Here is a 13,979-nt window from a genome sequence, read left to right on the forward strand (position 1 = left end):
GCACACGATGAGCGGGGGCGGAAAAACCACCACAACGTCGAACGAAAGCCAGAAGGTTGAGCTGCCCGCGTGGATGACGCAGGGCGGACAGGACCTGTACAACAAGGCTTCGGCATCCGCTGCGGCAAATCCTCCCGCTGCGTACACCGGCGAAATGTCGCCTGCTATGTCGGCCAACCAGAACGCAGCATCTGCCCAGGCGGCGGGGTCGGTCGGGACAGGTCAGCAGGATCTGGCAGCTGCTCGAGCCATGACGGCGGGGGCTGCGTCGGGAACCGTGCCGACGGTCGCGGCGGGTCAGGTGGGCGCGGATCAGTTCGACGCAGCGACGGCGGCGAAATATGCGAACCCGTACACTCAGCAAGTCCAGCAATCGACCGTCAACCAGATGAAGCGCCAGAACGAGCTGGATCACGCATCGCTGAATGACAACGTGCAGGCTCAGAAAGCCTTTGGTGGCACGCGTGGCGCTCTCCTCGAAAGCGAGCAGGAAAAAAACCAAAACCAAGGCATCATGGATTACATGAACACGTCGAATGCGGCGGCGTATTCCGATGCACAGCAGCAGTTCGAGCGGGATCGTGCAGCCAAGATGGCGGCTCAAACCAGCAACCAGAGTGCGAACCTCCAAGCTGACACCACGAACGCGTCCAATATACAGTCGATCCTTGATCGGATGCTCGCGAGCGGTGCTCAGATGGGCAACCTCGGCGCGACGGCTTCGAACCTTAACACAGCCGATATCAATAACTTGTCGAAAACTGGCGCGGTTGAACAGGCTACAAAGGGTGATTCGGACAGCGCCGCCTATCAGGAATATCTGCGTATGCAGGGCGCGCCGATGGATCAGTACAAGGATCTGATGTCGATCCTGTCGGGAACGCCGCGTGACGTTACCACGAGCGGGACGTCAACAGGCACTTCGAAACAGTCGGGAGGTTTGCTCAATAGCCTACTTGGGGCGGGGCAGATTGCCGCGTCGGCGTTCTCCGATCCGCGCCTCAAGCGTGATGTGATGCTGATCGAGCGCAAAGACGATGGGCTCGGGATCTATCGCTATCGCTACGTCTGGGACGACGACACCGCGCCCGCAAGCATCGGCGTCATGGCGGATGAAGTTGAGCAGCTGCGCCCGTGGGCGCTCGGCCCCGTCATGCTCGGTTACCAGACGGTTGATTATTCGAAATTGGGAGGCGTTCAATGATCGGCACTCGCGCGGCAAAGCCCATCGCTCCGGTTCCTGCCAGTCCGTTGGTGCCTATGCTCCCCTCTCCGATGCTTCCCGGCCAGTCACCTCAAGCGCCCATTGCGAGCGACGCGCCAATGATGGGCAATTGGGGCGATAATCCAGCCGTTCCTGACGCGCCAAGCATTGCGCCTACGAATATGGCCCCGCCAGTGATTCCGAACGCACATGTCAGCGGCAATGGGATATTCGATCGTATCGGGGATTTCGTGAAGTCAGACGAGGGTCGGGGCGCTCTCCTGCGATCAGGTGCCGCGACCCTGAATGGTGGCCTCGGTGCCGGCATCGCAGCGGGTGCGAACTTCGTAGATCAGCGCCATCAGGACGCGGCCAAGCAGCAGCAGCTGACGATGGAGAACCGGCTCAAGCAAATGGGCCTTGGCATCCAGCAGCAGAGTGTGGACCAGACGGGGCAGTATCAGGACGGCCAACTCGAGTTGAACGGCGTTGGCAAAGCGAACGATATCGCTCGGACAGAAGAAACTGCGCGCCATAACAAACGCGCGGAAAGCCTGACGGGTCGCGGGCAGGACGTGCAGATGTACGGTCATAACGTCACGCGCGAAAATGCCGTCGATAGCAACAATACCAGCATGAGGAACACTGACGTCAACAGTGCGACCAGCCGGTACGGTTCTGACAATAGTCTCAAGGGAAGCATGTACGGGACGGACGGTCGTAGCTTCGACACGGGGCAAACCATCGCTGCGGGCATTGGTTCAAAAGCCTCAAAAAGTCCGTCGGCGTCGGCTCTGAAAGTCGAGGTTCTCCCGGCGAATGCGCAACCGGGCGACCTGACAACCGGCAAATACTACCGGACTGCCAAGGGCGTTGCTCAGTGGGACGGCCTCAAATTCATTTCGGTTAACTGATGCCCACTTTCTCCTTCGACGAAGCGCTTGGGACAGCCAAGCCGCGCGCGCCCGCGCTGGGTAGCTCAACCGCGCCTAATCCGACTGATGTGCCGGGTTACGAGCGTGCGTTCCGGCGTGGACAGGAAGCCGTCACCCCTCCGCCTGACATTGAGGTCACTACCGCACCAGCGGGTCCGCCTGCTCAATCAATCTGGCAGCGTGCAGGCAACCTCATCCATCGTGTCGATGATCTCGGCGACCGTGGCATTGATCGCATGGCTGGCGGGCTAGGCCGTGCGGTTGCGACGGGTGCTGATGCAGTCGGTGCGACTGGCGTTGCAGACTGGGCGCGTAATGATGCAGCATCATCGGAAGCTCGTGCAGCGGTACCGGTGACCGGTGCAACGACGTGGGAGGATGTGAAAGCCAAGCCGTCGGCTGGTAACATCGGCTCATTCATCATGGATCAGGGCGTCGGTTCGGTTCCCGACCTCGTGGCGATGACTGCCGCACCTTGGCTCTATGGCGCGTCGCGCATGGGCGAAATCGGGCAGCAGCGTGCCGTCAATAATCAGGCTCCTCCTGTTCCCGGTGTGACTGCGCCTGCGCCACGGGCGAACTTATGGGACATGGCTGCGGCTGCTCCTTCGGCGGCTGTCGATGTTGCCCTGGGTAAATTCGGTGTGGGCGGCATGGCGGCGCACGCTGGCGAGGGCCTGTTGCGCGGTACAGCGACCGCTGCGGGCAAGTCAGCAGCTATGATGGGCGGGCAAGCCGTCTCCGATTATGCCGGTACGAACCTCGGCACGCGTCAGGGTTTCAGCCTTGAGGAAGCACTCGATCGCGGAGCGGCTGGAATCGTGGGCGGTGCGCCCCTCGGTATTGCTGGTCATATGGCATCGCACGGCCTTTCAAAGTTGGCCCCTGCGCCGCCTTCTCCCGATCTCACATTCGGTTCACTCGATGGCGGTATCGACCAAGCGGGCCACGCCCCTCCCACTGCGGATCTGCAATCTGCTGGCGTGGGCGCAAATCAGGTCATGTCGCCCGAGTTTGCGGCGCTGGCTGCAGAGCGTCTTGCAGCTGCTCGCGAACGCGGCGGAAATATGGGTGTTCCCGGTCGGAAGGGCGCGCCTGAGCAAGTCGCGCCATCGACCCGCGCTGTTCCTGCCGACACCACCATTATCGGCGCGCCTGAGGGCAATGTTCGTTCTGACGATGCGGGCGGTATCGCGGGACTTGATCGCAAGCGTGCGGCTGACAGCTCTGTTCTCGATCGAGCGCAGCACCACGTCGCCAGTGATCCGGTCGTTTCGGAGATCCTGAACGCGAACGTCAGCGCGCAAACGAAAGTTGCCACTTTATGGGACCGTCTGCAGCGCCTGCACGAAGACAGCGCCAAGCCTGACGAACCGGCTTCGGATATCCCGTGGCAGGCTCCAACGGCGGAAGTTGCTCGGAGCGGTGGTAAGCCAGCGACGGGCAGTTCGTTCGATCGGATGCTCGGCGCGGAATCCAATCACCGCCAGTTCAAGGACGACGGTTCGACCGTCACGTCTCCCAAGGGAGCGAAGGGTATCGCCCAGGTAATGCCAAAGACCGGGCCGGAAGCTGCTCGGGATGCTGGCGTTCCGTGGGATGCTGACCGCTTCGCCAATGATCCGGCCTACAACGAAAAGCTGGGCCGTGCGTATCACGACAAGTTGCTCCGTAGCTTCAACGGCGATGAGGAGCTGGCAGCTGCTGCGTATAACGCTGGTCCCGGCCGCATTCGTTGGGCGCTCGACAAGGGCGGTGTTGACGGCTGGAAAGCGTTCATCCCGAAAGAAACGTCCGATTACGTCCGCAAGGTTTTCGGTCAGGGCAACCCGCCACGTCGGGCACCCGTCGAAGAGCAGCCCTATCGCATGTCGGCACCCGATGAGGCAGGCGAAGGACCGTATTCGTCTCCTGATCGCGTGGCCCGCAATCCTGATGATGTGATGTCCCCGCCAGTGCGCGAGGATTTTCAGGGCTTCGAGAAAACCGAACAGGCTCCAAGCGCCACAATGGGTGAACGGCAAGCTGGCGTTTCACTCGCTGATGACAGCCGTATGGGTACAGGCGGAAGCACGCGCACATTCAAGGCGGGCAGTGATGATCCTGCAGGCCAGCCCGGTTTCCACGAAAATCGCGCACGCCAGATGGGCGCGGAAGCACAGGCAAAGGCGCAAGCTGACCTTGAGGCCGAATGGGCGCGTCGTGCTGATGCGCGTCGCCAGCGGGACCAGAACACCGATGCCAGCCAGCGTTACGAGCAGGAGCGCACCGCTGCGTCATCCGATCCGATGGGCCAGTATCGCGGCAAATACGATCAGCGCCCGCACCAGCCAACCGGCTCCAACACCTGGGCGACAACGCCAGAGGGCTATGTTGCTGGCAAGTCGGGTAACCCGGTCGCGTTCCGCAACAGCAAGGATGCGGCCAAGTTCGCCGTTCAAAACCAGCTCGGCGGCGACTTCGACCGTGTGGCATGGGGCGCAAACACCACGCGCGTTGTGCTGCAGCGTCGTGAACAATCGACATACGGACAGGAGTCACCAGCCACCGGCACCGGTCCCGGTTTCGAACGTCCAGCGCCACCGGCTGGCCGGTCTGCAGACCTGTCTCAGCGTGCGATACCAGCGCCAGAGGTAGCAACGGACTCGCCCGCGCCTCCGTCAGCGCCTCCGCCGACGTCTCCGCCACCTGAGCGCCCTTCGGCTCCTTATCGCGCCCCTGAGTCATCTGGCGCGGGATTTCGGGCATCTGGCCCGCCAACCGAACAGGTCGTTACGCCAAACGGCCCGCCAATCGACACGCGGTTCGAGGTTCACGACGCTCCGAGCCTCATTACGTCGTCGCATCCTTCATTCGATCAGCGGTTCCAGCCGCGCGATCGTTCCAGCCGTGCGACTTCAGACGCTCAGATTGCGCACATCGCCAGCAACCTCGATCCGCACCAGCTCGATTCCTCGCGGCTCGCTTCACAGGGCGCACCCATCGTCGGGCCTGACCGAATGGTGGAGAGTGGCAACGGTCGCGTTGCAGCGATTAACCGCGCCTATGAAGTCCACCCTGAGAAGGCCGCTGAATACCGGCGCATGATCGAGGCCAAGGGCTTCGACACTCAGGGCATGGAGCGGCCCGTTCTCGTGCGCCGTCGTGTGAGCGAGATGGACGATACCCAGCGCGCCGCTTTCACCCGCGACGCGCAGGACGGCGGAACTATGGAAATGTCTGCCGGGGAACGCGCAAAGGCTGATGCCAAGTCGCTGCCCGACGAGCTGCTGCACACCTATCGCGGTGGCGACGTCAACAGCGCCGGCAACCGTGAGTTTGTGCGGGGCTTCGTCGATAAGGTTGCGGGTCCGAACGAAACGAACTCGATGGTGCAGCCAGACGGCTCGCTATCGGTGCAGGGTATCCAGCGTATGCGCTCGGCGCTGCTCGCCAAGGCTTATGACAATCCGACACTCGTAGAGCGAATCGTCGCGAACCCCGACAGTGATATCAAGGCGATCGGGAACGTGCTGACGGACCTTGCTCCGTCGTTCGCCCAGTTGCGCGCCAAAATCGCGAAAGGCGACCTTCCCAAGCAGTTCGATATCACGCCTCAGATTGGCGAGATTGCCGACATAATCGCCCGCGCGCGTGCCGAAGAACGGCCCATTAGCGACTTCATCCACCAGCGCGATATCTTCTCCGGCGACGTCGATCCGGTCACGGAAGCCCTCGCGAATATCATGCTGAAAGGCGAAGGGCTGACGAAGGCCCGCTCTGCCCGCGATGTTTCCGACGGCCTGCAGTTCTATGTGAAAGATGCGGAGAGCGTCGGCCCTTCGCTGTTCGGCGAGGACATGGGCGCTCGTGCGGTCGAAATCGCCCAGGCTGCAGCTGAAAAGCTGAAAGCTCGTGACGAAGCTCGCGCCGCTGAAACCGGCGATATGTTCAACACCCGGCGCGCTGCGCGTGAGGGAACATCCACCCGCTCGAGCGAACAGTCGAGTTTCAAGCTGCGTGGGGAACTGGAAGGTATCTCGGCCACGCATGCCGAACCCCAGTACCGCGAACTGGCGGCTAAACTGTCCGACATCGTGGGCGACGATGCGACCCTGATGTATGGCGGACGCACAATGGAATCGCGGACGGCTTTCGGTGAAGCTGATCCATCCGCCAATCTCGCGTTTGTCCGTCGGGCTGGCGACCATGAAACGGTTCTGCACGAAGCGGTCCACCTTGCCGCCATGCGTCGCTACGGCTGGGGCTTCGATCATCTGCAGCCCGGCGATTTCGCTAAGGCACCCGTCCGGGAGTTCCTGTCGCTCTTCAACGAAGCACGCGATCGATTCGGCGGGACGATGGACAAACTCACGTCGTCGTCAGGTATGCGATATGCGCTGACTAGCCCCGATGAATTTCTGTCGATGGCGTTGACCAACCGCGCTACGCAGCGCGCGCTCGAGCGTGGTTCGTTGTGGTCCCGCGTCGTCGATGGCGTTCGGAACCTTCTCGGCCTGCAGCCCAGCTTCAAGCCGCTGCTCGATCGGGTGCTTCGCGCCGGGTCCGACGTCCTCGATGCTGCCAAGCATGATCCTGTTCGCGATATCGGCGACGGCTACGCGCCTTCGAAGCGCATGGCTCGCGACGAGGACCGCGAAGGATTTTTCCGCAAGGTTGCCGATCATGTCGTCGATACCAAGGATCTAGCACGAGATTTCGAGACGTTCCGCGAGAAGGTTTCCTCCCCGATTCAGACGCTCAAAGACGTCACCGCCCCCATGCGCAATATGGTGTCGGGTCTGGTGTTCACGAATGACGGCGTGATGCGCAGTCTCGGAGACCGCTTCAAATCGCCCGCGATCGCAGAGCTGGCCGACCACTTCCACGGGCGTGCCGGTAAGGGTGACGGAGCCGGGCGCACATTCCACGAAGCGGTCCAGCGTTCCTCGATCACGCGGATTGCTGGCGCACATGAAGCGCTCGAGCCGTTCCTGCAGGACAAGGCCGCGCTGAGCCGTATCCGCGACATGCTGACGAACCCTGACAAGCGGCTGGGTGCGACCGCGAAGGAACGGGAGGCGGCGGCACAACTACGGGACACGCTCAAAGAAACGCTCGAGTATCGGAAGGCTGCGGGCGAGGATATCGGGGAAGTCTCGAACGGCTATTTCCCCCGCGTGCTCGACGTCGAGAAGGTGTCGAAGGGGCGTGAGGATTTCCTGCACCGCGCCGAAAAGCTCTATCGCTCCGTCGGTGCCGATAAGCCAGAGCTTGCCGCACAGGCGTGGTTCGATCGCGTGTTCGATCAGTATTCTGGCCTCGACGGTGGGCTTGCTCACGTCAACAAAGGCGGCGGTGGTGGCATCGGTGGCAACACTGCGAAGGCGCGTGAGTTCGGCAAGCAGGCTGATGACCTGTTGAAGGGCTATTACCACGACGACGTTTTCCAGACGCTCGCCAGCTACTTCCTCGGAGCTGCTCGCCGGGCGGAGGAAACACGTCGGTTCGGGCCTAAGGGTGCGGTCGGATCGAAGGAGCGTCAGGCATGGGTCGATAAGCACGGCGATGTGACGCAGCTCGACGAGCTGATGGGGCGCGTAAAGGAACAGGTTCGCAGCAGCGACAAGGATGCTGGTGACCTGATGCACCGGCTCACCAAAGCCTATGACAGCAACATGGGGCGGCTGGGTTCGGTCAGCAACAACACCCGCACCATGATTTCCTATGTCCATGCGTGGAACCAGATATCGAAGATGGATCGCACCCTCGTTACGTCGCTCGGTGAGTTGACGATGGGCTTCGTTCGCGGCGGTCCAAAGCATGGCTTCCATTATGTGAAAGACAGCGTGGTCGAGTTCGGCCGCCAGCTCGCGAACGCGCACCCATCGGATGCTCAGCGTTGGTCGGACGCCATCAGCGTGACGCAGGACGCGATGGTAAATCAGGCGCTCACCACGCGTGTCAGCGCAGAGGGCAGCACCCAAGGCGTCCAAAAAATGATGGCCGGTTATTACAAGGGCATCCTCCTGCACCAGTTCACGGAGGGCGAGCGCACGGCCTCCACGCAGATGGGCCGCAAGATGATCCAGATCCTTGCGCACGACATGGTATCGCCGAATGCTCGCGTGCGCGTCCGTGGCGCTCGGTATCTGGCTGAGCTGGGCGTGAAAGACCCGGATGCGTTCGGCGCTGCTCTGCGGAAGGGCGAACCATCGCTCGAGGACGTCCGCAAGGATTCGCCGGGGCTGGCGGCTGATTACACCACAGCACTTATCCGGTTCGTAAACCAGACCGTCATTGCGCCCAATCGGGCAGAGAAACCCGCGCTGGCATCGCACCCCGTCGGCTCGCTGTTCACGTCGCTGCTGGGCTATAGCTTCGGGTTCAAGAAGAACGTCCTCGATCGAGCGGGCCGCATGGCGGTGGACGGGTTCAAGGAGAAGGACGCTCACCTCCTGATACCGGCGATGATGCTCCCGATTATGGGCGCATTTCAGTACCTGAACGATAGCTATATTCGCCCGTATCTGTTCGGGTCGAATTACGACTTCTCGACGGAGACACCGACGGAGGCCGCACTGCGCACTGCAGATCGAGCGGGCTTCACGGGTCCGATGTCGCCCATCATCAACGCGTTCAAGGGCATCAAGTACCGGCGCAGTCTGGCGGAATCGCTTTCCGGTCCCGCCCTGGGAACAATGGCGTCGTCGGCTCAAAAGATACTGACGCCGTTTATCGGGAACAATTCCCCCGACACGAACAGCGCTGAGCGGAATGCCGCGGCTGCTCTGTACGAGGCCGTTATCGAGCCGTTGGCCGATGCGTCGGCAGCGAAATACCTCAGGGGCGTCCCCCGCACAGCCGGGATCATGGCGACGGGCAACAAGCGCGGAACTGTCACGCAGGGGCGTTGCCAGCCGATGAGGACGAGTTCGTCGATAGCGTCGCGGGAGAGAAGGAATGAGCGATGTTGCAGCTCTGATCGGCGCGGCTGGGGGATTGTTCACGGTTTTAGGGACGGGGGTCGGCTTCGTGTGGCGTAAAATTGAGAAGCGTATGACTACTCTCGAAACGCGCCTTGAGGAGTGCAAGGAGCGCGATGCCGAAAAGGACGACAAGCTCTCGGCGCTAGGCCTGTGCCTGCGACTTCTGATTCCAGAAGTGCAGCGGCTCGATCCCACGAACACGATGCTCTCTCAGGTTCGGATGCTGCTTGCGCAGTCGTTCCCGGTCGAAGTCGACCTTCCGCATGACATGGCCGATTTACTCAGGAGGATAATGTGACCGCTCTCGGACCGATTAAATATCTGACTATCCACTGCGCCGCGACGCCAGAAGGGCGCGACGTAAAGGCTGCGACGATTAGCCAGTGGGACAAGGCGAAGTTCGGCCAGGTGAGTTATCACCATGTCGTCGAGCTGGACGGCAAGGACGTAGTGACGCTCCCCGACACTGTGAAGGGCGCTCACGTCGGCCTGAACAACACCGGCAATATCGGGATCTGCTACGTGGGCGGTGTCGATGCGAAGATGAAGCCGAAGGACACCCGCACGCCTGCTCAGAAAGCCACGCTGCGTCAGCTGGTGGGCGAGTATCGGTTGCGGTTTCCAAACATCATCGTTCGTGGTCACCGCGATTGGCCGGGCGTGGCGAGAGCCTGTCCCTCGTTCGATGTGAAGACCGGGCTATGATGGAGACAGTCAAGCGCCTGTTCCGCGAATGGTTCACAGGCAAGGGCAACGAGAGCTTCGAAATCATGCGGGCGCTCACCGCGCTCTGCGTGCTGGTGATGCTCGTTTACATCGGCGTTCACCTCGTCCTCAACAAGACGTTCGATCCGCTGGCATCGGCTGGCGGACTGGGCGCGTTGTTGTTCGGCGGTGGCGCTGCAACGGCGATTAAGGACGGGACGAAGATCGGCGGCACTACGACCGGGGAGGACGGATAATGCCGGTTCTCCCTGCTTGGGTGCTCAAGCTGCTGCCCTATGTCTTGGCTTTGTCAGCCGTGCTCGGCGCGATGTGGTATCTCGATCACGCCGGATACCAGCGCGCCAAAGCCGATCAGGCGCTCGATCATGCCATCACAGCCGCAATCGTCATGCGTGTGACCCACGATAGCGAACAGCGGATGAGTCAACAGCTGGCGGGCATCGCTGGCGACCTGAGCTCGAAGGTTGCCAGCATCGACGAAGCCGACCGCACCATCATCCAGCCCACAATTATAAAGGAAATCCGCAATGATCCGCGCCTTAGCGATCCTGCTCTTGGCATCAGCGACGGGCTGCGCGACGCGCTCAACTGCGCCCGCCGACTATCAGGCCCCAATCCCTGCGCCATTGGATACTCAGTTACGGTCGATCTGTCCAAGCCTGCCCCTGCTGTCGGACAGGACGATAGCGGTTCTGGCGATGGAGGATCGGGGAGCGGCGGTTGAATACGCGAAGTGCCGCGAAGGAAAGGCGGCTGTCGTCGCTGCCTACGATGCGGTGAGGTTGGCGATAATCGAATTCACGCAGCACGCGGCTGCAAAGACGAAGGGAAAGTAACGTGAGCGACGCACTACAATACGAGAAGGACACCGTTTCCGCCCCGGCGCGATCCATGTTCCTGATTTCACCGCACGACACCAACGTGGTCGATCCGCTCCCGAAGTCCCTGCGCGCCGATACTGCCGGCGTCCTGATTATACAGGGCGTCGATAGTGGTGCGCCGGTGACGCTGAATGTTGCGGCTGGGGAGCGCATCGATGTGCGGGCGAAGCTGGTGAAGACCGGCACCACCGCAACGATTCACGGTTTCGCCTGAAAGGATTGAGATGGCCCGTTTCGGCTTTGGCTTTGGTTCCGTGCGTCAGAAACGCGCCTTCAATCCGCTTGCCCCGGCTTCCACAGTCGCGCCTTCAATCACGCCGTCCACCGGCGATGTCGGAACGGTATTCACGCTCAGCAATGGTACGTGGACGAACACACCGACCTTCACGCGGCAATGGTACAATGCGGCTGGGTTGATCCCCGGTGCGACTGCCACGACGTACACCGCCGTCACGGGCGATCGGGCTGGATCGATCTACGGCATTGTGACTGCTACCGCCAACAGTACCAGCGCGGCGGCTGCAAGCAATTCGGTAGCGATCCCGGCGCTGGCTCCCACGAACGCGATTGTTCCCACGCTATCCGGCACGACGACCGAAGGGCAGATGCTTTCGTCAACTGCGGGGACGTGGAACAATATCCCGACCGCCTACGCCTATCAGTGGAAGCGCGCGGGCGTGAATATCGGCGGGGCGACGGCATCGACATATCTGCTGGTGACGGCGGACGTCGGGAAGGTCATCACTTGTGCTGTCACCGCATCGAACACTGCCGGATCAAACACGGCAACAAGCGCCGGGTCTGCAGCGATTGCAGGGCTTCCGGTCGCGCCGTCCAATACCGTTGCACCAGCAATCACGGGAACCGCACAGGACGGGCAAACCCTCACAGTATCGAATGGAACATGGAGCGGGACGCCTGCGCCGACCTATGCTTATCAATGGAAACGTGGCGGGACCAATGTAGGCACGAACGCTGCAACGTATCTGGTCGCCACCGCTGACGTTGGCTCGACTATCACGTGCACGGTGACCGCGACGAACACTGCTGGTTCTGCACTGGCGATGAGCGCTGCAACTGCGGTGGTGAGCCCTGCTCCCGCTGGCGCTCTCAAAATCGCGCTTGCAGGATCGAGCACACCTGAGAAGTTCAAAACCGAATACGTCGGCACCAGCAACGCCCGAGTATCGTCATCCACGGACGGCACCACATTTGCTGCGGTGACTGTGGGTGCGCTCGTCATGGAGGCGGGTCATCAAATTGCCACGGCGCTCAACCGCGATGTGAAATGGCTGACGATGGGTGTTGGCGGGAGCACGGTTTCCCAATGGATGAGCGCGTCTGACGTGCGGTTTACGGCTTGCCGGGACGCGATCATTGCAGCTGGCGGCGTCGATATGCTGTTCTTTCAGTGCGGTTGGAACGATGCCGCTGCGAAGACCGTAACCTCGCAAGCATCCCATGCCGCTAACTTGCGCACCACGCTCGCGAATATTCGATCTGGCGTGGGCCTGCCCAATCTCAAAATCATCATTGGACTGTCGCAGAAGGGCAATCCGGGGAATCACGATGCTACCGGTATGGCGCAATTGGTCCTCGTCCGGGCGGCAGAGCAGGACGTCGCTACCGATACGAACAACTGTCTCGGTTACAGCCCTATGGATCTGGCAACTGCGGACGGCATCCACCAGACACAGGCGAGCCAGCTGACATCCGCTGGTCGCCTCGTTCCCAACTTCCTCGCGGTGCTTGCAGGAACGACGGTTTATTCCGGCCCGATCGCCACCAGCTCGACCGCCGTCGATTCGACGCATACGGACATCACCTTCACCAATCCCAACGGCACCGATATCACCCCGACGTCGGGCATCACCGGTGCGTCGATCACGCTTTCCGATACAACAACCCCGGCGATTACCGCTGCGGTCCGACAGTCCGCGAACGTCGTTCGTCTCACGCACGCATCTCTTGGCGGATTGGCCGGTACAGTCAGCTATCTCGCGCTGGGTGCACCTGATATGAGCGGCGCTGTGTTCGACAATGGCACGCCGGTTCGCCCATCGCTGCCGACGCGTGCGCCGCTGGCGTTCTCTGCGACTGCTCCTGTGCTGCAAGTGTTGTCGATCACACCAAATACTGCGACCTCTGGAACCGGATATACCGGCACCATTGCAGGAAAGACGTCCGGCTCCACGATCACAGCAACGGCTTCGGACGGCACCACGCTGAATGTTAGCGGGGTGACGGTCACAGGCACGTTTAGCACTACCGGATCGAAAACGGTCTCACTGGTTGAAACGCTGGCTGGTGCAACGGGTAGCCCCAAAACGACATCGGGTCTTGCTGTCACGGTTTCCGCGCCCAGCGTGGCGAAGTCCGCGAATATCGATCCAAGTTTCAGCACGTTGCCGGTGCCAGCCGGGTGGAACAGGTGGAATGGTGCTGTCGGTAGTGACAATACCTCGACGCCGGGCATTCTACCCGCCGACCTCACTACGATCCTGACACCGGCTGGCGTTACAACTGGCTGGTCCGTGAAGATGGTGTCCGCTGATAGGATGCAATGCTTCTCGACAGCACTTGGGGCAAGCACGGGAAATAACAGCGGGGTATTCCCCGATCAGGTAATGCAAAGCACGTGGTATTCGGATTTCACGGCCACTGCGGGCCATGATATGACTGTGCGAATAAGTGGGCTTGATAACGCAAAACTTTATACGATCGGTGTTCGCGGCTCACGTGCAGCATCGCGCGCGCCATTCGATGTCGTTATTGGTGCCGCGTCTCAGTCGATGGACCCGACCAACAATACCTCAACGGTTCTCACCTTTGCTAATATCGCACCGTCGTCAGGGTCTATAGACTTCATATGCAGGCAGCAGGGCCTGACGCCGGCATTCCTCGATGCCTTCACAATCACGGAGCAATAGTTACCAAATTTCGTCGAGTTTTTCACGACAGGGTCCGCATTCGTGAGTGCCGGGTTCCGCCATTGCAGTCTCGCACTGCAAGCACAGCCCGCGTGCTTTAACAGTGAGTGTGTGGGCTGTGTCCCGTGCGACGAATAGTCTTACGCTATTCTGTAATTTTCTTAAAAACTTTATCACCGATCCGCCTTTATTCATTCTGAGTTCAATGACCAGAGCTTTGACGACACCCGAGAGGTTCGGCGGTTCAAATTGAACCAGTGAACCACCCGGAAAATGCCTCGCCAGAGGGGAAGGTGGGAAAATCCCCTCTGGCGCTGCTCAAAAAACGGCTGATT

General features: G+C 60.9%; 9 protein-coding genes. All 9 read left to right on the forward strand.

What is annotated here, in order from left to right; genetic code table 11:
- Positions 1-7 precede the first annotated feature (7 nt).
- Complete coding sequence (locus D3Y57_RS07080; protein ID WP_121152406.1) at positions 8-1,204, forward strand: tail fiber domain-containing protein; 1,197 nt, start codon at positions 8-10, stop codon at positions 1,202-1,204.
- Positions 1,201-2,118: a hypothetical protein gene (locus tag D3Y57_RS07085; protein ID WP_121152407.1), complete on the forward strand. Its 918-nt coding sequence runs from the start codon at positions 1,201-1,203 to the stop codon at positions 2,116-2,118. The genes D3Y57_RS07080 and D3Y57_RS07085 overlap by 4 nt, the downstream gene beginning before the upstream one ends.
- Complete coding sequence (locus tag D3Y57_RS07090) at positions 2,118-9,164, forward strand: transglycosylase SLT domain-containing protein (protein ID WP_121152408.1); 7,047 nt, start codon at positions 2,118-2,120, stop codon at positions 9,162-9,164. The genes D3Y57_RS07085 and D3Y57_RS07090 overlap by 1 nt, the downstream gene beginning before the upstream one ends.
- Positions 9,165-9,177: 13 nt before the next feature.
- Positions 9,178-9,405: a hypothetical protein gene (locus D3Y57_RS07095; protein WP_162987027.1), complete on the forward strand. Its 228-nt coding sequence runs from the start codon at positions 9,178-9,180 to the stop codon at positions 9,403-9,405.
- Positions 9,402-9,812 (forward strand): N-acetylmuramoyl-L-alanine amidase, encoded by a 411-nt coding sequence (locus D3Y57_RS07100; RefSeq protein ID WP_121152410.1) that lies wholly within the window; start codon positions 9,402-9,404, stop codon positions 9,810-9,812. Before D3Y57_RS07095 ends, D3Y57_RS07100 begins: the two co-directional genes overlap by 4 nt.
- Positions 9,809-10,069, forward strand: coding sequence for a hypothetical protein (locus D3Y57_RS07105; RefSeq protein ID WP_162987028.1), 261 nt, complete (start codon positions 9,809-9,811; stop codon positions 10,067-10,069). Before D3Y57_RS07100 ends, D3Y57_RS07105 begins: the two co-directional genes overlap by 4 nt.
- Entirely contained in the window at positions 10,069-10,557 is a 489-nt protein-coding gene (locus tag D3Y57_RS07110) for a hypothetical protein (protein ID WP_121152412.1), read from the forward strand. Before D3Y57_RS07105 ends, D3Y57_RS07110 begins: the two co-directional genes overlap by 1 nt.
- Before the next feature lie 113 nt (positions 10,558-10,670).
- A complete protein-coding gene (locus D3Y57_RS07115; protein ID WP_162987029.1) occupies positions 10,671-10,928 on the forward strand; it encodes a spike base protein, RCAP_Rcc01079 family in 258 nt (85 codons plus the stop codon).
- A gap of 10 nt (positions 10,929-10,938) precedes the next feature.
- The gene (locus D3Y57_RS07120) at positions 10,939-13,644 is read left to right on the forward strand and encodes an SGNH/GDSL hydrolase family protein (protein ID WP_121152414.1); all 2,706 of its coding nucleotides are present in this window, start codon (positions 10,939-10,941) and stop codon (positions 13,642-13,644) included.
- Positions 13,645-13,979 lie beyond the last annotated feature (335 nt).

The organism is Sphingomonas paeninsulae, from assembly GCF_003660165.1.
Taxonomy (GTDB): Bacteria; Pseudomonadota; Alphaproteobacteria; order Sphingomonadales; family Sphingomonadaceae; genus Sphingomonas_O; species Sphingomonas_O paeninsulae.